Below are 20,053 nucleotides of genomic sequence, written 5' to 3' on the forward strand. Positions count from 1 at the left end.
ACGACATGCTCGATTCCAAACTGTTACGTAGCAACCTCCAGGACGTAGCGGATCGTCTGGCATCCCGCGGCTTTGCCCTGGATGTGGCACGCATCGAAGCGCTGGAAGAACAGCGCAAGACCGTGCAGACCCGCACCGAGCAACTGCAGGCTGAACGTAACGCGCGCTCCAAGTCCATCGGCCAGGCCAAGCAACGCGGCGAAGACATCGCCCCGCTGATGGCCGACGTTGAGCGCATGGGGAACGAGCTGAGCACCGGCAAGGCCGAGCTGGAAAACATCCAGAGCGAACTGGACTCGATCCTGTTCGGCATTCCCAACCTGCCTCACGAATCGGTGCCGGTGGGTGAAGACGAAGACGGCAACGTTGAAGTGCGCCGCTGGGGCACCCCGACCACCTTCGACTTCCCGATCAAGGACCACGTGGCCCTGGGCGAAACCCACGGCTGGCTGGATTTCGAAACCGCGGCCAAGCTGTCCGGCGCGCGCTTCGCCCTGTTGCGCGGCCCTATCGCCCGTCTGCACCGCGCCCTGGCGCAGTTCATGATCAACCTGCACACCGGCGAGCACGGCTACGAAGAGGCCTACACTCCGTATCTGGTGCAGGCTCCGGCCCTGGTGGGCACCAGCCAGCTGCCTAAGTTCGAGGAAGACCTGTTCAAGATCACTCGCGAAGGCGAAGCCGATCTGTACCTGATCCCGACCGCCGAAGTGTCCCTGACCAACATCGTGGCCGGCGAGATTCTCGATCCGAAGCAACTGCCGCTGAAGTTCGTCGCCCACACCCCGTGCTTCCGCAGCGAGGCCGGTGCTTCGGGCCGCGACACCCGCGGCATGATCCGCCAGCACCAGTTCGACAAGGTCGAGATGGTCCAGGTGGTCGAACCTTCGACTTCGATGGAAGCCCTGGAAGGCCTGACCGCCAACGCCGAAAAGGTCCTGCAACTGCTGCAACTGCCGTACCGCGTACTGGCCCTGTGCACCGGCGACATGGGCTTCAGCGCGGTCAAGACCTACGATCTGGAAGTCTGGGTGCCGAGCCAGGACAAGTACCGCGAGATCTCCTCGTGCTCCAACTGCGGCGACTTCCAGGCCCGTCGCATGCAGGCGCGCTTCCGCAACCCGGAAACCGGCAAGCCGGAGCTGGTTCACACCCTCAACGGTTCCGGCCTGGCCGTGGGCCGCACCCTGGTGGCGGTGCTGGAAAACTATCAGCAGGCCGACGGCTCGATCCGTGTGCCGGACGTGCTGAAGCCGTACATGGGTGGTCTTGAGGTCATCGGCTAAATGGAATATCTGCCGCTGTTTCACAACCTTCGCGGCAGTCGTGTGTTGGTGGTCGGTGGAGGGGAGATTGCCTTGCGCAAATCCCGTCTGCTGGCCGATGCCGGTGCGCAGCTGCGAGTGGTCGCGCCTGAAATAGAAGCGCAATTGCAGGAACTGATCGTCGCCAGCGGCGGTGAGTCCCTGCTGCGCGGTTATGTCGAGGCAGACCTCGACGGCTGCACCCTGATCATCGCCGCCACCGACGACGAATCCCTCAATGCCCAGGTCTCCGCCGATGCCCGTCGGCGTTGCGTCCCGGTCAACGTGGTGGACGCGCCGGCCCTGTGCAGCGTGATCTTCCCCGCCATCGTCGACCGTTCGCCGCTGGTCATCGCGGTGTCCAGCGGCGGCGATGCGCCGGTGCTGGCGCGGTTGATCCGGGCCAAGCTGGAAACCTGGATTCCTTCCACCTACGGCCAGTTGGCCGGGTTGGCGGCGCGTTTCCGGGCCCAGGTCAAAGGCCTGTTTCCGGATGTGCAGCAGCGCCGGGCGTTTTGGGAGGATGTATTCCAGGGCCCCATCGCTGATCGCCAACTGGCGGGGCAGGGCGCGGAGGCCGAACGTCTGTTGCAGGCCAAGATTGCCGGCAAGGCGCCCCATGCGCCGGGCGAGGTGTATCTGGTGGGTGCGGGCCCGGGTGATCCGGACTTGCTGACCTTTCGCGCCCTGCGCCTGATGCAACAGGCCGATGTGGTGCTCTACGACCGTCTGGTGGCACCGGCGATTCTCGACCTGTGCCGCCGCGATGCCGAGCGCATCTACGTTGGCAAGCGCCGCGCCAATCATGCCGTGCCTCAGGAGCAGATCAACCAGCAACTGGTGAACCTGGCCCGGCAAGGCAAACGCGTGGTGCGGCTCAAGGGGGGCGATCCGTTCATCTTTGGTCGTGGCGGCGAAGAGATCGAAGAACTGGCGGCCCACGGCATTCCATTCCAGGTGGTGCCGGGGATTACCGCGGCCAGCGGTTGCTCGGCCTATGCCGGGATTCCCCTGACTCACCGCGACTACGCGCAGTCGGTGCGCTTTGTCACCGGTCACCTCAAGGACGGCACCAGCAACCTGCCCTGGAGCGACCTGGTGGCACCGGCCCAGACCCTGGTGTTCTACATGGGCCTGGTGGGCTTGCCGACCATCTGCGAGCAACTGATCAAGCATGGGCGCAGCGCCGACACGCCGGCGGCCCTGGTTCAGCAGGGCACCACCAGCAACCAGCGAGTGTTCACCGGTACCCTGGCCAACCTGCCGGCGCTGGTGGCGGAGCACGAAGTGCACGCGCCGACCCTGGTGATCGTTGGCGAAGTGGTCCAGCTGCGCGAGAAGCTGGCCTGGTTCGAAGGCGCTCAGTCCGAGGTCTGAAAAGCTTCGCCGGCAAGCCGGCTCCTACAGATCCCACTGTTGTAGGAACCGGATTGCCGGCGAAAGCGTCCTCAACCCCTGCACCACACCCCCATCCCGCTCAACCGTTGCCGATCATGGCCGCGACTGAAGTCCTGCAACGGCCCCTTTGGCACGATCCCGGTCGGATTGATGGTGCTATGGCTGGCGTAGTAGTGCCCCTTGATATGGGTAAAATCCACCGTCTCGGCAATCCCCGGCCACTGATACAGCTCCCGCAGCCAGTTCGACAGGTTGGGGTAATCGGCAATCCGCCGCAGGTTGCACTTGAAGTGGCCGTGGTACACCGCATCGAAACGGATCAGCGTGGTGAACAGCCGCACATCGGCTTCGCTCAGGTACTCGCCGGCCAGGTAGCGCTGTTTGTCCAGCAACGCTTCCAAAGCGTCCAGCTCGGCGAAGACATCATCGAACGCCGCCTCGTAGGCCTGTTGTGACGTGGCGAATCCGGCGCGGTACACGCCATTGTTCAGCGCGGGGTAGATGCGTGCGTTGAGTTCATCGATGCGTGCGCGCAATGGCTGCGGATAAAAATCCAGGTCATTGCCGGTCAGGCCGTCAAAGGCGCTGTTGAACATGCGGATGATCTCCGCCGACTCGTTGCTGACGATGCGCTGTTGCTGCTTGTCCCACAGCACCGGCACGGTGACGCGACCGGTGTAGTCGGCGCTGTCGGCGGTGTAGCGCTGGTGCATGTAGTCGAAGTGATCCAGTGCATCGCCGCTGGAGCCGTAGGCGCTGTCGAAGGTCCAGCCGTGCTCGCGCATCAGCCAGCTGACCACCGAGACGTCGATCAGCTGTTCCAGGCCCTTGAGCTTGCGCAGGATCAGCGTGCGATGGGCCCAGGGGCAGGCCAGGGAGACATACAGATGATAGCGCCCGGCCTCGGCGACAAAGCCGCCTTCGCCGCTGGGGCCCGGGCGGCCATCGGCGGTGACCCAGTGCCGGCGTTGCGCCTGTTCCCGTTGGAAGGCGCCGTCCTTGCCGCTTTCGTACCACTGGTCATGCCAGCGCCCATCGATCAGCAGTCCCATGGAATGCTCCTCAGCTATTGTGCGTTGGAGTGCAGTCTATGCCCCTGGGTTCGAACAAAAAGCGCAAAGCATGGGCGGTTTTGATCGATTAAATCGATCTGTCCCTGGCATCCCAATACTGCTGGGCCAGCGCGAAGGCCTGCTCCCGCGGCGTGCCCAAACCGCGCAAGGCCAGGGCCATGGTCGCCAGCAGGGCCAGTTGCGGGTAACTGTCCTCAACATCACCGCGCCACAGCGCCTTGAGGTGCTCGGGTTCCAGGCTGGCCGGCTTCACATGGCGTTGTGCCGACAATGCCGGCCACTCTTCGTCCCAGCTAACCCCGCCGGTGCTGCCGTACAGATGGCTGGTGGTGTCCGGGTTGATCTCGATCTCGCCGCCGTCGCCCTTGATCACGATGACGTTGTCCCCCAGCAGGCCGCTGGCATCGCGGTGCACTGCCTGGTAGCCGGGGTGGAAGATGCTCTGCAGGCCGCAACGGGCGCCCAGGGGGTTGAGCAGGCGCGCCAGGGAATGGATCGGTGAGCGCAGGCCGAGGATGTTGCGCAAATCGATCATCCGTTGCAGCTGTGGCGCCCAGTCGCCTAGCGGCATGAAGGCCAGGTTGCCCTGGTCCAGTGCCTGGCTGACCGATGGCCAGTCACGGCACAGGGGAATCCCCAGGGGTTCCAGCAACTGTTCGGTGTACAGGCGCCCGGCAGTATGGGCGCCGCCGCCGTGGAGCAGGATGCGCACGCCGCTCTGCGCCAGGCACTTGGCCGCCAGCAGGTACCAGGGCAGATGGCGCTTCTTTCCGGCGTAGGTCGGCCAGTCGAGGTCCAGGGCGATCGCTGGGGCGTTGAGGCGTTCGCGCAAGGCTTCGGTAAAGCCCGCCAGCTCTTCCGGGCTTTCTTCCTTGTGCCGCAGCAGCATGAGAAAGGCGCCCAGCTGAGTGTCCTCCACCTTGTCGTCCAGCAGCATGCCCATGGCTTCCCGGGCTTCCTCGCGGGTCAGGTTGCGCGCACCGCGCTTGCCTTTGCCCAGGATGCGCACGAACTGGGCAAAAGGGTGTTCTTGGGGGGTCTGGGTGAGCAGGGGGGCGAAATCGTTCATAGGCAATTGGTCGGCTTCGGCAGGCCCGCCAGCTTGGCGGCAAGTTTGGCGGGAGTGCCTTTGAACAGTCGGTTCAGGTGCAGGCTGTTGCCCTTGTCCGGGCCCAGCTTGAGGGCGGTGTACTTGATCAGCGGGCGGGTGGCTGGGGACAGCTGGAACTCTTTATAGAAGCCCTGCAGCAGTTCGAGGATTTCCCAATGCTCCGCGCTCAGCTCCAGCTCTTCGTTGGCGGCCAGGGCTTGGGCTACGTCGGCGGACCAGTCGTCGAGATTGACCAGGTAACCGTCCTTGTCCAGTTCGATGGCGCGAGCGCCCACAGTCAGGGTACTCATAGCCAGGTATTGACCTTGTCATGCTCAATCGACAGCTCGACGAAGCCTGGGTAATCCACCGCACGGGCCCAGGTCGGCAGCTCCAGTCCCCGGGCTTGCAAGTCCTCTTCCAGCACATACAGCTTCAGGTCGCTGCGGGCGCCCAGTTCGCCGTAAAGAGTGGTGCCCGGCTGCAGGGCATAGGCGGCATCGCCGCACAGCAGCAGGCCATCGGCGCTGCCCAGCAGGCGCAGGCAACTGCTCAGGCGGGTGTCGGTGAAGGGCGAGTGGGACAACACGTGCAAGGTCGACATCAGAGGGTAATCACCTGGTCAAAACGGTCGATGATCCCGGCCAGTTCCGGGGCGTTGAGCAGCTGTACCGCGTCAAGGCTCAAGGTTGCCGGGTCCAGACCACGAGCAGCAAGGCTGGCGCTACAGGCAAACAGTTCGTCGACGCCGAACAGCGACAGCGCCTGCAGGTTGGCGCTCAGGTCTTTCTGGCGCAGCAGCGACGCCTGTTGCCCCGGCGCCAGTTGCAGCACGCCATCGTCGAGAAACAGCAGGCCGATCGGCAGGTCGAAGGCGCCGCCGGCCAGGACGATATCCAGGGCCTCGCGGGCACCAGGGCCGGACCAGGGCGCCTGACGGCTGATCAACAACAGGGATTTGGCCATCTCACGCCCCTCCAAAACAGATCAGGCGGTCGGCGGCCTGTACCGCGTCATGCAATTGCCCGAGCCCCGACAGTTCCCAGGGCGCCTCGACGTTCACCGCCGTGCGCTGATAGCGCTGGGCTTCGTCGGCGTTCAACACACCCCGGCGCAGGGCGGCGGCGATGCACACCACACCATCGAGCTGATGCTGCTCGACAAATTCGCGCCATTCCCGGGGCAGGTCCTGTTCGTCCTGGGGCGTGACGATGCTGTTGGCGGCGTTGTAGACGCCGTCCTGGTAGAAAAACAGCCGGACAATCTCATGCCCGCCCGCCAGCGCCGCCTGGGCGAACAGCAGGGCGCGGCGCGAGGACGGCGCGTGAGCGGCGGAGAACAGGGCGATGGCGAACTTCATGACGGACTCGATGGATGAAACTGCGGCCATGATAAAGCTTTCTCCGTGGATCGGCTAAACCCCTTTCGTCCCGAAGGCTCTGGCTCCGGGAGCTCAGGACATATCGGGTAAAGCTTTGCCCGGGCCCTGAAGCAGCAACCAGGGATAGACTCGCGCCTTCAATCAACCTGGGACAAGGAGCAAGGGATGATGGATTTGAATTCGGCGGTGGTGGTGGTCACCGGTGCCGGTCGTGGTCTGGGCGCGGCACTGGCCATCAGTCTGGCGGACCTGGGCTGCAAACTGATTCTCTGTGGGCGTAACCCTGAAGCCCTGGCGCAGGTGAGTGCGGCCATTGAGACGCGCACCGGCCAGGCCGCCGATTGCGTGGTGGTGGATCTGGCCAGCAGCGACAGCGTCAAGGCGGCCCTGGCGGAGATTCATGTGCGTCAGCCCCAGGTGGACATTCTGATCAATAACGGCGCCATGTGGCTGGAGGCCAGCGAGCAGCCCCACAGCGCGGCCGAGGTCACCGGAGTGATCGATGCGGCCCTGACGGGCACCTTCCTCCTGACCCAGGGCCTGATGCCGGCGCTCAAGGCCTCCACGCGTCCGGACATCGTCACCATCGGCTCCATCAGCGGCTTGCCCAATGCCCCCCTGCACAGCGTGTCGCTGCCGTTCTATGCGGCCAAGCACGGGCAACTGGCCCTGGCCGACGGTCTGCGCCAGGTGCTCAAGGGCACGCCGGTGCGCTCGCTGTGTGTGCATCCGCCGTATCTGGAGGATATTTCGCCCCTGGACCCGGCCTGGCAGCAGGTTCCGGCACGACATAAGGGCGAGCAGGGCACCAACCGCGACGTGGTGGAAGCGGTGGTCTTCGCCCTGACCCGACCGCGGCACATCAGCCTGTCATCGATCGTCATCGATACCGACTGCGGCGGTCTGTTCGACTGATGGACGTACAGGTCAGCGGGTCTTGTAGCCCAGTTGCCAGCGGCGCGGAATCTTCAGTGACGCGATGCCCAGCAGGGCGGCAAGCAACCCGCTGACATACAGCGCCTGGAGCCCCAGGTGCTGTTCCAGCAAGGCACCCAGCACCGCTCCGGCGAACATCCCGCTCCACGGCACCAGCTGTACCCGCCAGCCGTTGCGCCGTTCGCCGAGCACCCATCTCCCCAGCCCGCGGCCAAAGCGCGACAGGGCCCCGGTGACGTAGGTCAGGCCGATGGGCAGGCCGTTCACTTCCTCCACCGCCGCATTGAGCATGCCCATGGCGATGATGGCCGCCAGCAGGGCCGGCAATTGCTGCTCGAAGGGCCAGGCGGCGGAGGCGCAGAGCAAGGCGCCAATGCTCAGCAGCAAGGGCAAGGCGCGGTGCCCGGCCAGGCGGCTTACCACCACGCCCAGGGCGTTGCCGACGACAAAGGTCGCCACCAACAGCAGCAGGCGCAGCACCAGGGCCGGTTCGCCATCGCTGATGGCCACCGCCATGCGCGTGGTGTTGCCGCTCATGAAGGACACGAAATCCCCGGTGGCCATGAAGCCGATGGCGTCGGTCATGCCAGCCAGCACCGAAAGGCAAGCCACCAGCCCGAGGCCGACCCGCCCGCGCCATTTCTGCGTGTGCTGCAGGGCGGCGCTGGCCGATTGGGTGGAAGTCGAAGGCAACATCGTCGGTTCTCCTGAACAGGGACTACGGGGGACGCGTGCAGGTCAAGGTTGTGGATCGAGAGAATGCAGGGCGCAGTATTCATCCCACGGCATGCCGGCCATTTCCGCCACTTCCCTGTGCACTTCAAGGCGCTGGGCGTGGAATTCCTCGGGGCTGGCGGCGGTCAGTTGCAGGCTCAACTCCCAGGCGAACAGCCCCAGGCGCTCGGCTTCGGCTTCAAAGGCTTCATGCAGGCGTTCGTTGCGGTACTGCTCGGGCGTCTCGCCCTTGACCTGGGCCTCCAGCGGATTGAGCTTGTCCAGGGCTTCGCGCAGTTCGGGGCGGGCGGCGAGAAATCTTTCCAAGGCTATTTCGTGGTGCAGGGCATCGGCGGGCATCGGGGCTCCTTGAGGGGAACGGGCAGTCTTCAGGCATCAAGCCCGGGACAGGGGGTGTGCTGGCATTTCACTGCGTATCTGCTGCAGATCCTTGTGCGGGATCACGTAGGTGCGGGCGAGCATATCGCCTATTCGCTGGCAGCGGCTTGATTCCACGCAGGCCATCAGCGGGACAAAGGCGAACGCGGCCTCCAGATAGCGGGTGGCGCTTCTGATCAGTACCTGGATCAGCGTCGGCGGCGTTCCGGCGGCGTTGATCACCACCAGGCCCAGGGCACACTTGCCGGGCGTGCGGCCCTTGAAGAAATACTCCCAGGCCACGAAGTACAAGGGCCAGACCAGCATGAACAGCATTGAGTGCAGGTAGGGCTCCAGCCCCGTCTGTTGCGCGAGGTCGAGCAAGCGTCTGACCGGCTGCAACGCCAGCACCCCGTGCAGGCTCAGCGACAGGAGCACATACACCGCCAGCGCCAGCACCTGGTCGAGCATGAAGGCGGCGGCGCGGCGCAGGATCAGTCGGGTTCTTGAGACTTCCATGGTCGATTCCAGAGTTTTTTCCATCATGTCGGGCGCAGTGTAATCCCCGCAGGGCGGGGAGTAGCAGTGGTTTTGGCGGGGGCCTACTGCACCCGCACCGAGTCAGCTGACCACGGGCTGTTCGCGACCGATCTCGCTGCGCAGTTGGGCAATCAGGTGCAGGCAGTGGGTGAGCCCCGGCGACGGCTCGCCGACCCGGCGGCTGAGGATGATCGGCGAGGTGGCCTCGGGTTCCTGCAGCGGGCAAAAACCGATGTCGTCGCGATGCAGCACCTGCACCGAGGCCGGCACCAGGGTGATGCCGATCCCGGCGCCCACCAGGCCGATGGCGGTCTGCAATTCGTTGGTCCACTGAGCGATCTTCAGGTTCAGGCCACGGGCACTGAACAGCGCGATCACATGGTCGGCGTAGCTCGGGCGCGGGTTGGCCGGATACAGCACGAAGGGCTCGTTGGCCAGTTGCTCAAGGCTCAGCTCTTGTCCCAGCAAGGGATGACCGGCGGGCAGGGCGACTACCAGTCGGTCCTCGGTCAGCACCCTCTGCACGATGGCCGGGTCGTCGATGTGAATCCGCCCGAAGCCGATATCGATGCGCCCGGCCTTCAAGGCCTCCACCTGTTGCAGGGTGGTCATTTCCGACAATCCCAGCTCCAGTTCCAGGGTTTCGTTGCTGCGCAGGCGGCGGATCAGTTGCGGCAGCACACCGTACAGGGTCGAGGGAGCAAAACCGATGCCTAGCCAGGTCTTGTGCCCCAGGCCGATGCGCCGGGTGTTGTCGCAGACCTTGCCCAACTGCTCCAGCACCCGGTTGGAATGCTCATAGAAAAACCGCCCGGCGGCGGTCAGGCGCAGCGGCCGGCCACGCTCCAGCAACAGCACCCCCAACTCGTCCTCCAACTGCTGGATCTGCCGGCTCAAGGGCGGTTGGGCAATGTGCAGGCGCTCGGCGGCGCGGGTGAAGTTGAGGGTTTCCCCCAGCACCTGGAAGTAGCGCAGATGACGCAATTCCATGACAGCTCCCCTGTAGAGATGTGCATACCTTTAAGGTATCAAGCCAGACCAATTCTATATTGGAACCCCGGAAAAAGCCGGGACAGAATCGAGCGCAGAACTTCAAGAACCTCACGGGTATGGACATGCACGCTTCTGCCATTGAATCGATCGAAACGATCATCGTCGATCTGCCGACCATTCGCCCCCACAAGCTGGCCATGCACACCATGCAGAACCAGACCCTGGTGCTGATCCGCCTGCGCTGCGCCGACGGCATCGAAGGCCTGGGGGAATCCACCACCATCGGCGGCCTGGCCTATGGCAATGAAAGCCCGGACAGCATCAAGACCAACATCGACCGCTTCTTCACCCCGCTGCTGATCGGCCAGGACGCCAGCAACATCAACGCCGCCATGCTGCGCCTGGAGCAGAGCATCCGCGGCAACACCTTCGCCAAGTCCGGGATCGAAAGCGCCTTGCTCGACGCCCAGGGCAAGCGCCTCGGCCTGCCGGTCAGCGAACTGTTGGGCGGCCGGGTGCGCGATGCGCTGCCCGTGGCCTGGACCCTGGCCAGCGGCGACACCGCCAAAGACATCGCCGAAGCTGAGAAGATGCTCGACCTGCGCCGCCACCGCATCTTCAAGCTGAAGATCGGTGCCGGTGAAGTGGACCGCGACCTGGCCCACGTGATTGCCATCAAGAAGGCCCTGGGCGACCGTGCCAGCGTGCGGGTCGACGTCAACCAGGCCTGGGACGAAGCTGTGGCCCTGCGCGCCTGCCGCATCCTCGGCGGCAACGGCATCGACCTGATCGAACAACCGATTTCCCGCAACAACCGCGCCGGCATGGTGCGCCTGAATGCCAGCAGCCCGGCGCCGATCATGGCCGACGAATCCATTGAATGCGTGGAAGACGCCTTCAACCTGGCCCGGGAAGGTGCGGCCTCGGTGTTCGCCCTGAAGATCGCCAAGAACGGCGGCCCCCGCGCCACCCTGCGCACCGCGGCGATTGCCGAAGCAGCGGGCATCGGCCTGTACGGCGGCACCATGCTCGAAGGCGGCATCGGCACCCTGGCCTCGGCCCACGCCTTCCTGACCTTGAACAAACTGAGCTGGGACACCGAGCTGTTCGGCCCGCTGCTGCTGACCGAGGACCTCCTCGCCGAGGCGCCGGTGTACCGGGATTTCCACCTGCATGTCTCACGGGCACCGGGCCTTGGCCTGAGCCTGGACGAAGAGCGCCTGGCGTTCTTCCGTCGCGACAAAACCACCCCCGTGCTGCATCACACCTGAGGAGGGCTGCATGCTATTCCACGTGAAAATGACCGTGAACCTGCCGGTCGACATGAACCCCGAGCGCGCCGCGCAACTGAAGGCCGAGGAAAAGGCCCTGGCCCAGCGCCTGCAGGCCGAAGGCAAGTGGCGCCACCTGTGGCGCATTGCCGGGCTGTACGCCAACTACAGCGTGTTCGACGTCGACAGCGTGCAGGAACTGCACGACACCCTGATGCAATTGCCGCTGTACCCGTACATGGCCATCGAAGTTAACGCCCTGTGCAGGCATCCTTCGTCCATTCATGAGGATGACCGCTGAGTTCGCATCAGCCCGTTCACCACTCTAATAAATACAAGATGAGGATTAATCATGAACGTCAGAATTTCCCAGACTGCCAGCGCCCAGCGTTTTCTTGAAGAAGCCAGCGGCCAGTTCACCGAAGGCGGCAACCCCCGGGCCAAGGCCATCGTCTACCGCATCCTGCGGGACACCGTGAACATCATCGAAGACCTGAACGTCACCCCGGAAGAGTTCTGGAAAGCCGTCAACTACCTCAACGTCCTCGGTGCCCGCCAGGAAGCCGGCCTGCTGGCCGCGGGCCTGGGCCTGGAGCACTACCTGGACCTGCTGATGGACGCCGCCGACGAACAGGCCGGCAAGACCGGCGGCACCCCGCGCACCATCGAAGGCCCGCTGTACGTGGCCGGCGCGCCCCTCAGCCAGGGCGAGGCGCGCCTGGACGACGGCCTCGACCCGGGCGTGGTGCTGTTCATGCAAGGGCAGGTGACCAATACCGCCGGCCAGCCCCTGGCCGGGGCTGTCGTCGATGTTTGGCACGCCAACACCGGCGGCACCTATTCCTACTTCGACGGCAGCCAATCGGAGTTCAACCTGCGCCGGCGCATCGTCACCGACGCCGAGGGCCGCTACCGTTTTCGCAGCATCGTGCCGTCTGGCTACGGCTGCCCGCCGGAAGGCCCGACCCAGCAACTGCTGGATCAACTGGGGCGTCACGGCCAGCGCCCGGCGCACATCCACTTCTTCATCTCGGCCGATGACCATCGCCACCTGACCACCCAGATCAACCTGGACGGCGACCCCTACCTGCACGACGACTTCGCCTACGCCACCCGCGACGAGCTGATCGCCAAGATCACCTTCAGCGAGGATCAGGCCCGGGCCAAGGAGCTGGGCGTGAGCGGCCGCTTCGCGGAAATTCACTTCGACTTCACCCTGCAGTCCTCGGCCCAGCCGCAAGAACAGCAGCGCCACGAACGGGTGCGTGCCCTGGAGGACTGACCCCCAGCACGGCAAGACCGAGCCACGGACGTCTTGTGCGGCCCGTGGCTTTTGTCGTTGTCGGTCTGGGCTTTTTGACCTTGCGTGATTGCCTGCCTGCGCGGCCTGCCACCGCGCGGTGCAGCCCCAACAAGAACAATCAGAGTGACCCGATTATGCAAATGCATCTGTTGAGTGAACGCAGCCGCGTGTTTGTTCAAGCCGATCCCCATGCCGTGTCCGGTTACGTCAATCAGCACGTGGGCAGCCACTGCATCCGCTTGCCCCGGGCGGGCCATCCCCAGGCCAGCCTCAACCATCGGGCGCTGGCCAGCCTGGACCTGTGCAGCCTCAGCTATGGCGGCAGCGTGCGCGTCACCTCGCCAGCGCTGGAAAGCATCTACCACCTGCAGGTGCTGCTACGGGGCCACTGCCTGTGGCGCAGCCGCGACCAGGAACACTGCTTCGCCCCGGGGGAACTGCTGCTGATCAACCCGGACGACCCGGTGGACCTGACCTATTCCGACGACTGCGAAAAATTCATCATCAAGATTCCCACGCCCCTGCTGGAAGCCGCCTGCCAGGAACAGCGCTGGCAGTACCCGGGGCAGGGCGTGCGCTTTCTGCGCCAGCGTTACCAACTGCAGGAACTGGAAGGCTTCGTACCTCTGCTCAGCCTGTTGTGCCAGGAGTCCGAAGCCCTGGAGGCCATGCCCAAGGTGCAAGAGCATTACGCGCACATCCTGGTGAGCAAACTGCTGGGCCTGATGCAGACCAATGTCCAGCGCGGCACCCTGAGTGCCTCGGCGGCGACCTTCGAACGCATTGCCGACTACATCGAGCGCAACCTCAAGCGCGACATCGGTTGCGAAGAGCTGGCGCAACAGGCGTGCATGAGCCTGCGTTCGCTGTACGCGCTGTTCGAACGCAACGTCCGCACCACGCCGAAGCACTACATCCGCCAGCAGAAACTGCAACGGGTGCACGCCTGCCTCAGCGACCCGCACAGTCCGGTGCGCAACGTCACCGAACTGGCCCTGGACTTCGGCTTTTCCCACCTGGGTCGCTTCGCCCAGAGCTACCGCCAGCAATACGGCGAACGGCCGTCCGACACCCTCAAGCGTCGCCACTGACCGGCCCTTCCGACCTGTGCCTGGCGATCACCCGGCAGACCTTCGGTGTCCTTGGGATCCTTGCGTCTCCTGCGGAGCCGTTCGCAGCCTGCGGCAGCGGCTACAAGGCAATCTGCAGAAAACGGATACAGGTCTGCACGCATCGGCTATTGCCCTGCCAACCCCCGTCCTAGCATGGCCCTGCCTGAATAAAAACAATGGAGGCGGCGGCCATGTCCCTGCGACCCGAATACCTGCATTCCCTGCTTGAAGAAGACCCTGACCAGGGCGTCTACCGCTGCAAGCGGGAGATGTTCACCGACCCCCGGCTGTTCGACCTGGAGATGCAGCACATCTTCGAAGGCAACTGGCTGTACCTGGCCCACGACAGCCAGATCCCCAATCCCAATGACTACTACAGCACCACCATGGGCCGGCAGCCGGTGTTCATCGCGCGCAACAAGAACGGTGAACTCAACGCCTTCATCAACGCCTGCAGCCATCGCGGCGCCATGCTCTGCCGGCACAAGACCGGCAACAAGGCGTCCTTCACCTGCCCGTTCCACGGCTGGACCTTCAACAACACCGGCAAGCTGCTCAAGGTCAAGGACCCAGCCGCCGCCGGCTACCCGGCCAGTTTCAACTGCGAAGGCTCCCACGACCTGACCCGCGTCGCGCGCTTCGAGTCCTATCGCGGCTTTCTGTTCGGCAGCCTCAACCCCGACGTGCTGCCCCTGGTGGAGCACCTGGGGGAGTCGGCGAAGATCATCGACATGATCGTCGACCAGTCCGCCGACGGCCTGGAAGTGCTGCGCGGCTCCTCCAGCTACATCTACGAAGGCAACTGGAAGCTTACCGCCGAGAACGGCGCCGACGGCTACCACGTCAGCTCGGTGCACTGGAACTACGCCGCCACCCAGAACCAGCGCAAGCAGCGCGAAGCCGGGGAAGACATCCGCACCATGAGCGCCGGCACCTGGGCCAAGCAGGGCGGTGGCTTCTACTCCTTCGACAAGGGCCACATGCTGCTCTGGACCCGCTGGTCCAACCCCGAGGACCGGCCGCTGTACGAGCGCCGCGACGAGCTGGCCCGGGACTTCGGCCAGGCCCGGGCCGACTGGATGATCGAGAACTCGCGCAACCTGTGCCTGTACCCCAACGTCTACCTGATGGACCAGTTCAGCTCGCAGATCCGCATTGCCCGGCCGATCTCGGTGGACCGCACCGAAATCACCATCTACTGCATTGCGCCCAAGGGCGAGAGCGATGAAGCCCGGGCCCGGCGCATCCGCCAGTACGAAGATTTCTTCAACGTCAGCGGCATGGCCACCCCGGACGACCTGGAGGAGTTCCGTTCCTGCCAGCTCGGCTACCAGGGCAGCACCACGGCCTGGAACGACATGTCCCGTGGCGCCGAGCACTGGGTCCAGGGGGCGGACGAGGCCGCCAAAGAAATTGACCTGCAGCCGATCCTCAGCGGCGTGCGCACCGAGGACGAAGGCCTGTTCGTGATGCAGCACAAGTACTGGCAGCAGACCCTGCTGGCGGCCCTGGAGCGTGACGCTTCGCGCCGGATCGATGTGGAGGCCGTGCAATGACTGTTTCCTACGACACCGTGCGCGATTTCCTGTACCGCGAAGCCCGCTACCTGGACGACAAGGACTGGGACAGCTGGCTGGAACTCTACGCCCCGGACGCGACCTTCTGGATGCCGTCCTGGGACGACAGTGACCAGTTGACCGAAGACCCGCAGCGGGAAATCTCGCTGATCTGGTACGGCAACCGCAGCGGCCTGGAAGACCGGGTGTTCCGCATCAAGACCGAGCGCTCCAGCGCCAGCATTCCCGACACCCGCACCTCCCACAACCTGAGCAATATCGAGCTGCTGGAGCAGGGCGACGGCCTGTGCAAGCTGCGCTTCAACTGGCACACCCTGAGCTTTCGCTACAAGACCGTGGACAGCTACTTCGGCTGCAGCTTCTACACCCTCGACCTGCGCGGCGAAAACCCGCTGATCCTGGCCAAGAAAGTCATCCTGAAGAACGACTACGTTCGCCAGGTCGTCGATATCTACCACCTCTGAGGCGACCGCCATGAGCCATCAAATCGCACTCAATTTCGAAGACGGCGTGACCCGTTTCGTCAACGCCAGCCCGGGCGAAACCGTGGCCGACGCCGCCTACCGCCAAGGCATCAACATCCCCCTGGACTGCCGCGACGGCGCCTGCGGCACCTGCAAGTGTTTTGCCGAGGCGGGGCGCTACGAGCTGGGCGAGGACTACATCGAAGACGCCCTGAGCGCCGATGAGGCCGAGCAGGGTTTTGTCCTCACCTGCCAGATGCGCGCCTTGAGCGATTGCGTGGTGCGGGTGCCGGCTTCGTCCCAGGTCTGCCGCGCCGGGCAGGCTACGTTTCAGGCCAACATCAGCGCGGTGCGCCAGCTGTCCACCAGCACCATTGCCCTGTCGATCAAGGGCGAGGCCCTGAGCCAGCTGGCGTTCCTGCCGGGGCAATACGTCAACCTCGGAGTGCCCGGCAGCGAACAGACCCGGGCCTATTCCTTCAGCTCCTTGCAGCGCGACGGTGAGGTCAGCTTCCTGATCCGCAATGTGCCCGGCGGCCTGATGAGCAGCTTCCTCACCGGTCTTGCCAAAGCCGGCGACAGCATGACCCTGGCCGGGCCCCTGGGCAGCTTCTACCTGCGGGATATTCGCCGGCCCTTGCTGTTGCTGGCCGGCGGCACCGGGCTGGCGCCGTTCACCGCCATGCTGGAGAAAATCGCCGAGCAGGGCAGTGAGCATCCGCTGCATTTGATCTACGGCGTGAGCAACGATTTCGACCTGGTGGAGCTGGATCGCCTGGAAGACTTTGCCGCACGTATCCCCCAGTTCAGCTTCAGCGCCTGCGTGGCCAACCCCGAAAGCCACTACCCGCGCAAGGGCTACGTGACCCAGCACATCGAACCGGCGCACCTCAACCAGGGTGATGTGGACGTGTACCTGTGCGGCCCGCCGCCGATGGTCGAGGCGGTGAGCCAGTTCATCCGCGAGCAGGGCATTGCCCCGGCGAATTTCTACTACGAGAAGTTCGCCGCCAGCGCCGCCTGAAGGGCGCCTCGCCGCTGTAGGCGCTGGCTTGCCAGCGAAGGCGTCGACAAGGGCGCTGCAAGGCTCAAGGGCCCCTTCGCCGGCAAGCCGGCTCCTACGTCGGGTGGCGTGCTCTCCATCTTTTTGTATTCACGAGGTTTCCATGAACCGTTTCCACAACCAAGTCGCCCTGGTCACCGGCGCCGCCCAAGGCATCGGCCGTCGTGTTGCCGAACGCCTGGCCGAAGAGGGTGCTCGCGTGGTGCTGGTGGACCGCTCCGAACTGGTCTTCGAACTGGCCGCCGAACTGACCCCACGCTTCCCGGTCCTGGCCCTGACCGCCGACCTGGAGCAGTACCGCGAATGCAGCCGAATCATGGCGGCGGCCATCGCCCACTTCGGCCGCCTCGACGTCCTCATCAACAACGTCGGCGGCACCATCTGGGCCAAGCCCTTCGAACACTACGAGCCCGCGCAGATCGAAGCCGAAGTCCGTCGCTCATTGTTCCCGACCTTGTGGTGCTGCCACGCCGCCTTGCCGCAGATGCTGGAGCAGGGCAGCGGTGCCATCGTCAACGTCTCCTCCATCGCCACCCGCAGCCTCAACCGCGTGCCCTACGGCGCGGCCAAGGGCGGGATCAACGCACTCACCGCCTGCCTGGCCTTCGAAACCGCCGGCCGTGGCGTGCGGGTCAACGCCACCGCTCCGGGCGGCACCGAAGCCCCGCCGCGGCGCATTCCGCGCAACAGCGCTGAACAAAGCCCCGAGGAGCAAGTCTGGTACCAGCAGATCGTCGATCAGACCCTCGACAGCAGCCTGATGAAACGCTACGGCAACATCGACGAACAAGCCGCAGCCATCCTGTTTCTGGCCTCCGCCGAAGCCTCCTACATCACCGGCACAGTGCTGCCGGTGGGCGGCGGCGACCAGGGCTGAGGGGCAACCTCCTGCTGACTGACCGACCTGTAGGAGCCGGCTTGAGAGATCGCGTTCGCCGGCAAGCCGGCTCTTACGGCAATCGCGTATTGGGTTGGCTTTTGCACGAGAGGTAGGTTGGGGATTGTGTACGCCGAAAATTAATCCTAGGGATTTATTATTAATCCAGGGGTTGAATATTCATCGGCAGATGGTTCTTAATGCACCACACAGGCAACGGCTGTTTATGGGAATCCCCGGCCGGCCGTGAATGCTCAAGGACGCGAGGCACACATGAACCCAACCCTTCCTTTGTTTCATCAGCAACCCTACCTGCAAACCGTGCAATGCCAGATCCACCGGCTTGAACGGGACGATTCGGGTGCGCCCTTCGCTCTATTGAGCGAGACAGTGTTCTATCCCCAGGGCGGCGGCCAACTGGGGGATCGGGGGCTGCTGACCCTCAGCGAACCCGGGGCCGGTGATGTGCCGCAGGTGATCGAGATCACCACCACCAAAAGGAAGGACGACGAGATCAGGCATTACCTGAAGCTGGATGACGCCGGGTTCGGGCAACTGCAATCACTGGTGCCGGGGCAGGGGGTGACGGCGACCCTGGACTGGTCCCTGCGCTATCAGCAGATGCGCATTCATTCGGCCATGCACCTGATGCACTGCCTGCTGGAGCAGACACTGGGGCGCTCGATTCCACACCCGGTCCGCTCGCCGTTGAATGACCAGGGCGGGGAAAATCACTATGAGTTCATGGGCGAGTTCGATGAGCAGAGCCTGGAGCGCGCCACGCAAGAGCTGAATCGCTTTTGCGCGGCCGGTCATGCCGTCAGAACCCAGGCCGACACCGGCAAAGGAGCAGGCTATCGCTGGTGGCAATGTGGCGAGTGGTCGATCCCCTGTGGTGGCGTGCATGTCGGCAATACACGAGAGATAGGGGCCGTCACTGCCAGCATGAGACTCAGGAAGAACACCACCCGGGTCGCTGTTTCGTTCGCGGTAGAGGTTGAGTAAATGTCGGCGAACCAGCAGGCCTTTGGCGCGTTTCTCACCCAGTTGCGCCTCGAAAGCGGCCACCTGAAGATTTCAACTTTTCTGGAAACCGTGAACATTCCGTTTTCCGCCAACCACTACCGGGACGTCGAGGCAGGGCGCAAGCACCTGAGCCTTGAGTCAGCCGTCGAACTGCATGACCAACTGGGCATCGTCCCCGTCAGCAAGTCGAGCTTCGATTACTACTGGCATTACTTTCGTGACTTGTTGCCGGCCCCCGTGCACGAAATGCTGTTTGGCAAAGGGGTGGAGGTCAAGGATCTTTCCGCCATGCTCGAGGTGCGCGAACACGACTCCAAGCTGCTGCGCCGCGCCTTGAGCCTGAGCCGCTACGAACGTGAGTTCATCGTCACCGAAGAGATCATTGCAGCCTTCAAGGAACACTTCGAACTGCTGCCGTTGATGACCTATCTGTACATGGTGGACAGCGCCTCGGTGGCCGAAATCCAGGCGGTGTGCCAGCAGCTCGGCCTGGCCTACGACGCGCGTACCGAAGCCTTCCTGAGCCTTGTGGCCAAGGAGCGCAGCACCCCGCAGTCACCCTTCGTGCGCCATGCCCCCACCTTGAGAATGCCCAGAACCGCAGAGGCCCTGGCGCTCAAGGACCGGTTCCTGCGTCACGAGATCGATCGATCGTTGACCAAGCCCGAGCAAAGCGAATACTTCAATGTGTCCGGATCATTCAAGTACAGCGCGATGGTCACGCTCAAAGCGGCGGACATCGAAGAGATCCAGGACCGTCTTGTCGATCTGTTTTCAGTGATCGAAGTGCACAACAAATCTTCCGGACAACTGGAAGACCCAGGGGCTGATCCCTACTTCTTCGGGCTGGTGGTGTCGGGCCGCCCGGAGTACGACGGGCGCGCGGGGCGATCGAAGAAAAAGAGCCGGGGATGAAGCAGGCGCTGGCCGCTGCCACCCGTGGCCACAGCCGAGCTGCGGGTGGAGACGGCCCAGGCGGCGCTATGACCTGTTCTGGGGAATGGCATAGGGCAGGGTGATGGGCGGCGCGTCCTGCAAAGGCCGCGAAGACTTCGCCATCAGATAACCGATGATCTGCGCCGAGCTGAGCTCGATATGCAACAGGTCTTCATCGTCAAACCACGCGTTGGGCCAGAAGATCAGGTCCGAGGCATTGGCTTCGGGGAAGTTGGTTTCCAACAGGCCCAGGGCGTAGTCCGTATCAGACTCCGTGCCTTCGCACTGGCAGATGAAATCCGCCACGGCGCACGCTTCGTCGAAGCTCAGGTCGTCAACGTAGCGCTCTTGATGAAAGGCCGTGCGCAGAAAGTTCGCCGCGCTGGTATGGCTGTGCATGTCGCGAAATTCGTGGAACTCGAAAGGCCGGCCGGCGTGGCTGTTCCATTGCTGGATCAGCGCACTGATCTCGGGGCTTTCCCGTTCCTGGTTGTCCCAGATCTGGTCGAGGATCTGCTTGAGCAAGTCCTTCATCAACGCCCGTATTTTCGGCGTCGCGGGTGTTGGTTTCAGCCGTTCCGGCATGGCCATGGGGGGCTCCCTGATTGTCATTTCAT

24 protein-coding genes are annotated in these 20,053 nt (G+C 64.0%); 13 read left to right on the forward strand and 11 right to left on the reverse strand.

The annotated features are described in order from the left end of the window. The first annotated feature begins 5 nt into the window (after positions 1 to 5). A complete protein-coding gene (gene serS, locus Q8O96_RS24160) occupies positions 6 to 1,286 on the forward strand; it encodes a serine--tRNA ligase (protein WP_102864736.1) in 1,281 nt (426 codons plus the stop codon). Then, positions 1,287 to 2,681, forward strand: a complete 1,395-nt coding sequence (gene cysG, locus Q8O96_RS24165) for a siroheme synthase CysG (RefSeq protein ID WP_207166223.1) — start codon at positions 1,287 to 1,289, stop codon at positions 2,679 to 2,681. A 71-nt stretch (positions 2,682 to 2,752) separates the two neighbouring features. Here the strand turns inward: cysG and Q8O96_RS24170 are convergent, their stop codons facing one another. The 6 genes from Q8O96_RS24170 to tusD all read right to left on the reverse strand — a co-directional run bounded on the left by Q8O96_RS24170 (position 2,753) and on the right by tusD (position 6,225). After that, positions 2,753 to 3,754 (reverse strand): glutathione S-transferase family protein, encoded by a 1,002-nt coding sequence (locus Q8O96_RS24170; protein ID WP_305949534.1) that lies wholly within the window; start codon positions 3,752 to 3,754, stop codon positions 2,753 to 2,755. Between the two features lie 88 nt (positions 3,755 to 3,842). Further along, a complete protein-coding gene (locus tag Q8O96_RS24175; RefSeq protein ID WP_305949535.1) occupies positions 3,843 to 4,844 on the reverse strand; it encodes a glycosyl transferase family protein in 1,002 nt (333 codons plus the stop codon). Next, positions 4,841 to 5,176 (reverse strand): TusE/DsrC/DsvC family sulfur relay protein, encoded by a 336-nt coding sequence (locus Q8O96_RS24180; protein ID WP_016966956.1) that lies wholly within the window; start codon positions 5,174 to 5,176, stop codon positions 4,841 to 4,843. Before Q8O96_RS24180 ends, Q8O96_RS24175 begins: the two co-directional genes overlap by 4 nt. After that, positions 5,173 to 5,469 (reverse strand): sulfurtransferase complex subunit TusB, encoded by a 297-nt coding sequence (tusB, locus tag Q8O96_RS24185; RefSeq protein ID WP_305949536.1) that lies wholly within the window; start codon positions 5,467 to 5,469, stop codon positions 5,173 to 5,175. Before tusB ends, Q8O96_RS24180 begins: the two co-directional genes overlap by 4 nt. Further along, entirely contained in the window at positions 5,469 to 5,831 is a 363-nt protein-coding gene (gene tusC / locus Q8O96_RS24190) for a sulfurtransferase complex subunit TusC (protein ID WP_102864741.1), read from the reverse strand. Before tusC ends, tusB begins: the two co-directional genes overlap by 1 nt. 1 nt (position 5,832) lies before the next feature. Continuing rightward, positions 5,833 to 6,225, reverse strand: a complete 393-nt coding sequence (gene tusD, locus Q8O96_RS24195; protein WP_102864742.1) for a sulfurtransferase complex subunit TusD — start codon at positions 6,223 to 6,225, stop codon at positions 5,833 to 5,835. A gap of 186 nt (positions 6,226 to 6,411) precedes the next feature. On the opposite strand from tusD, the gene Q8O96_RS24200 reads away from it, so the two are divergent. Further along, the gene (locus tag Q8O96_RS24200) at positions 6,412 to 7,161 is read left to right on the forward strand and encodes an SDR family oxidoreductase (RefSeq protein ID WP_305949537.1); all 750 of its coding nucleotides are present in this window, start codon (positions 6,412 to 6,414) and stop codon (positions 7,159 to 7,161) included. A gap of 12 nt (positions 7,162 to 7,173) precedes the next feature. Here the strand turns inward: Q8O96_RS24200 and Q8O96_RS24205 are convergent, their stop codons facing one another. From Q8O96_RS24205 to Q8O96_RS24220, 4 genes are all read right to left on the reverse strand, one after another. After that, positions 7,174 to 7,878 carry a YoaK family protein gene (locus Q8O96_RS24205; protein WP_102864744.1) on the reverse strand — a complete coding sequence of 235 codons (705 nt, stop codon included), beginning with the start codon at positions 7,876 to 7,878 and terminating at the stop codon, positions 7,174 to 7,176. Between the two features lie 42 nt (positions 7,879 to 7,920). Continuing rightward, positions 7,921 to 8,256 carry a DUF6388 family protein gene (locus tag Q8O96_RS24210; RefSeq protein ID WP_305949538.1) on the reverse strand — a complete coding sequence of 112 codons (336 nt, stop codon included), beginning with the start codon at positions 8,254 to 8,256 and terminating at the stop codon, positions 7,921 to 7,923. A 36-nt stretch (positions 8,257 to 8,292) separates the two neighbouring features. After that, positions 8,293 to 8,793 carry an RDD family protein gene (locus Q8O96_RS24215; protein WP_060844096.1) on the reverse strand — a complete coding sequence of 167 codons (501 nt, stop codon included), beginning with the start codon at positions 8,791 to 8,793 and terminating at the stop codon, positions 8,293 to 8,295. 102 nt (positions 8,794 to 8,895) lie between these two features. After that, positions 8,896 to 9,804 (reverse strand): LysR family transcriptional regulator, encoded by a 909-nt coding sequence (locus tag Q8O96_RS24220; protein WP_305949539.1) that lies wholly within the window; start codon positions 9,802 to 9,804, stop codon positions 8,896 to 8,898. Between the two features lie 125 nt (positions 9,805 to 9,929). On the opposite strand from Q8O96_RS24220, the gene Q8O96_RS24225 reads away from it, so the two are divergent. From Q8O96_RS24225 to Q8O96_RS24270, 10 genes are all read left to right on the forward strand, one after another. Continuing rightward, a complete protein-coding gene (locus Q8O96_RS24225; protein ID WP_305949540.1) occupies positions 9,930 to 11,078 on the forward strand; it encodes a muconate cycloisomerase family protein in 1,149 nt (382 codons plus the stop codon). A 10-nt stretch (positions 11,079 to 11,088) separates the two neighbouring features. Continuing rightward, positions 11,089 to 11,379 (forward strand): muconolactone Delta-isomerase, encoded by a 291-nt coding sequence (gene catC, locus Q8O96_RS24230; protein ID WP_016966965.1) that lies wholly within the window; start codon positions 11,089 to 11,091, stop codon positions 11,377 to 11,379. 51 nt (positions 11,380 to 11,430) lie between these two features. After that, positions 11,431 to 12,360, forward strand: coding sequence for a catechol 1,2-dioxygenase (gene catA / locus Q8O96_RS24235; RefSeq protein ID WP_060840106.1), 930 nt, complete (start codon positions 11,431 to 11,433; stop codon positions 12,358 to 12,360). A gap of 155 nt (positions 12,361 to 12,515) precedes the next feature. After that, complete coding sequence (locus tag Q8O96_RS24240; RefSeq protein ID WP_060840105.1) at positions 12,516 to 13,472, forward strand: AraC family transcriptional regulator; 957 nt, start codon at positions 12,516 to 12,518, stop codon at positions 13,470 to 13,472. Between the two features lie 212 nt (positions 13,473 to 13,684). Next, positions 13,685 to 15,049: a benzoate 1,2-dioxygenase large subunit gene (gene benA / locus Q8O96_RS24245; RefSeq protein ID WP_305949541.1), complete on the forward strand. Its 1,365-nt coding sequence runs from the start codon at positions 13,685 to 13,687 to the stop codon at positions 15,047 to 15,049. Then, complete coding sequence (benB, locus tag Q8O96_RS24250; protein WP_102864750.1) at positions 15,046 to 15,534, forward strand: benzoate 1,2-dioxygenase small subunit; 489 nt, start codon at positions 15,046 to 15,048, stop codon at positions 15,532 to 15,534. Before benA ends, benB begins: the two co-directional genes overlap by 4 nt. 10 nt (positions 15,535 to 15,544) lie before the next feature. Next, positions 15,545 to 16,558, forward strand: coding sequence for a benzoate 1,2-dioxygenase electron transfer component BenC (gene benC, locus Q8O96_RS24255; RefSeq protein ID WP_305949542.1), 1,014 nt, complete (start codon positions 15,545 to 15,547; stop codon positions 16,556 to 16,558). A gap of 142 nt (positions 16,559 to 16,700) precedes the next feature. Then, on the forward strand, positions 16,701 to 17,474 hold the full coding sequence (locus tag Q8O96_RS24260) for a 1,6-dihydroxycyclohexa-2,4-diene-1-carboxylate dehydrogenase (RefSeq protein WP_102864752.1): 774 nt from the start codon (positions 16,701 to 16,703) through the stop codon (positions 17,472 to 17,474). Between the two features lie 273 nt (positions 17,475 to 17,747). Further along, complete coding sequence (locus tag Q8O96_RS24265) at positions 17,748 to 18,479, forward strand: alanyl-tRNA editing protein (RefSeq protein WP_305949543.1); 732 nt, start codon at positions 17,748 to 17,750, stop codon at positions 18,477 to 18,479. Next, positions 18,480 to 19,415 (forward strand): hypothetical protein, encoded by a 936-nt coding sequence (locus tag Q8O96_RS24270; protein ID WP_305949544.1) that lies wholly within the window; start codon positions 18,480 to 18,482, stop codon positions 19,413 to 19,415. 66 nt (positions 19,416 to 19,481) lie between these two features. Here Q8O96_RS24270 and Q8O96_RS24275 read toward each other — a convergent pair whose 3' ends face one another. Next, entirely contained in the window at positions 19,482 to 20,027 is a 546-nt protein-coding gene (locus Q8O96_RS24275; protein ID WP_305949545.1) for a hypothetical protein, read from the reverse strand. Positions 20,028 to 20,053: the final 26 nt, after the last annotated feature.

Source organism: Pseudomonas sp. LPH60 (assembly GCF_030718165.1).
Classification (GTDB): domain Bacteria; phylum Pseudomonadota; class Gammaproteobacteria; order Pseudomonadales; family Pseudomonadaceae; genus Aquipseudomonas; species Aquipseudomonas danubii.

What these genes read in the sequence shown, in the direction of transcription:
- Q8O96_RS24220 (WP_305949539.1), bottom strand. Translation starts at nt 9,804, where the DNA reads ATGGAATTGCGTCATCTGCGCTACTTCCAGGTGCTGGGGGAAACCCTC.
- cysG (WP_207166223.1), top strand. Translation starts at nt 1,287, where the DNA reads ATGGAATATCTGCCGCTGTTTCACAACCTTCGCGGCAGTCGTGTGTTG.
- catC (WP_016966965.1), top strand. Translation starts at nt 11,089, where the DNA reads ATGCTATTCCACGTGAAAATGACCGTGAACCTGCCGGTCGACATGAAC.
- Q8O96_RS24225 (WP_305949540.1), top strand. Translation starts at nt 9,930, where the DNA reads ATGCACGCTTCTGCCATTGAATCGATCGAAACGATCATCGTCGATCTG.
- Q8O96_RS24175 (WP_305949535.1), bottom strand. Translation starts at nt 4,844, where the DNA reads ATGAACGATTTCGCCCCCCTGCTCACCCAGACCCCCCAAGAACACCCT.
- benC (WP_305949542.1), top strand. Translation starts at nt 15,545, where the DNA reads ATGAGCCATCAAATCGCACTCAATTTCGAAGACGGCGTGACCCGTTTC.
- Q8O96_RS24205 (WP_102864744.1), bottom strand. Translation starts at nt 7,878, where the DNA reads ATGTTGCCTTCGACTTCCACCCAATCGGCCAGCGCCGCCCTGCAGCAC.
- Q8O96_RS24270 (WP_305949544.1), top strand. Translation starts at nt 18,480, where the DNA reads ATGTCGGCGAACCAGCAGGCCTTTGGCGCGTTTCTCACCCAGTTGCGC.
- Q8O96_RS24200 (WP_305949537.1), top strand. Translation starts at nt 6,412, where the DNA reads ATGATGGATTTGAATTCGGCGGTGGTGGTGGTCACCGGTGCCGGTCGT.
- Q8O96_RS24170 (WP_305949534.1), bottom strand. Translation starts at nt 3,754, where the DNA reads ATGGGACTGCTGATCGATGGGCGCTGGCATGACCAGTGGTACGAAAGC.
- tusC (WP_102864741.1), bottom strand. Translation starts at nt 5,831, where the DNA reads ATGGCCAAATCCCTGTTGTTGATCAGCCGTCAGGCGCCCTGGTCCGGC.
- Q8O96_RS24275 (WP_305949545.1), bottom strand. Translation starts at nt 20,027, where the DNA reads ATGGCCATGCCGGAACGGCTGAAACCAACACCCGCGACGCCGAAAATA.
- Q8O96_RS24215 (WP_060844096.1), bottom strand. Translation starts at nt 8,793, where the DNA reads ATGGAAGTCTCAAGAACCCGACTGATCCTGCGCCGCGCCGCCGCCTTC.
- Q8O96_RS24260 (WP_102864752.1), top strand. Translation starts at nt 16,701, where the DNA reads ATGAACCGTTTCCACAACCAAGTCGCCCTGGTCACCGGCGCCGCCCAA.
- serS (WP_102864736.1), top strand. Translation starts at nt 6, where the DNA reads ATGCTCGATTCCAAACTGTTACGTAGCAACCTCCAGGACGTAGCGGAT.
- tusD (WP_102864742.1), bottom strand. Translation starts at nt 6,225, where the DNA reads ATGAAGTTCGCCATCGCCCTGTTCTCCGCCGCTCACGCGCCGTCCTCG.
- Q8O96_RS24265 (WP_305949543.1), top strand. Translation starts at nt 17,748, where the DNA reads ATGAACCCAACCCTTCCTTTGTTTCATCAGCAACCCTACCTGCAAACC.
- catA (WP_060840106.1), top strand. Translation starts at nt 11,431, where the DNA reads ATGAACGTCAGAATTTCCCAGACTGCCAGCGCCCAGCGTTTTCTTGAA.
- tusB (WP_305949536.1), bottom strand. Translation starts at nt 5,469, where the DNA reads ATGTCGACCTTGCACGTGTTGTCCCACTCGCCCTTCACCGACACCCGC.
- benB (WP_102864750.1), top strand. Translation starts at nt 15,046, where the DNA reads ATGACTGTTTCCTACGACACCGTGCGCGATTTCCTGTACCGCGAAGCC.
- Q8O96_RS24240 (WP_060840105.1), top strand. Translation starts at nt 12,516, where the DNA reads ATGCAAATGCATCTGTTGAGTGAACGCAGCCGCGTGTTTGTTCAAGCC.
- benA (WP_305949541.1), top strand. Translation starts at nt 13,685, where the DNA reads ATGTCCCTGCGACCCGAATACCTGCATTCCCTGCTTGAAGAAGACCCT.
- Q8O96_RS24210 (WP_305949538.1), bottom strand. Translation starts at nt 8,256, where the DNA reads ATGCCCGCCGATGCCCTGCACCACGAAATAGCCTTGGAAAGATTTCTC.
- Q8O96_RS24180 (WP_016966956.1), bottom strand. Translation starts at nt 5,176, where the DNA reads ATGAGTACCCTGACTGTGGGCGCTCGCGCCATCGAACTGGACAAGGAC.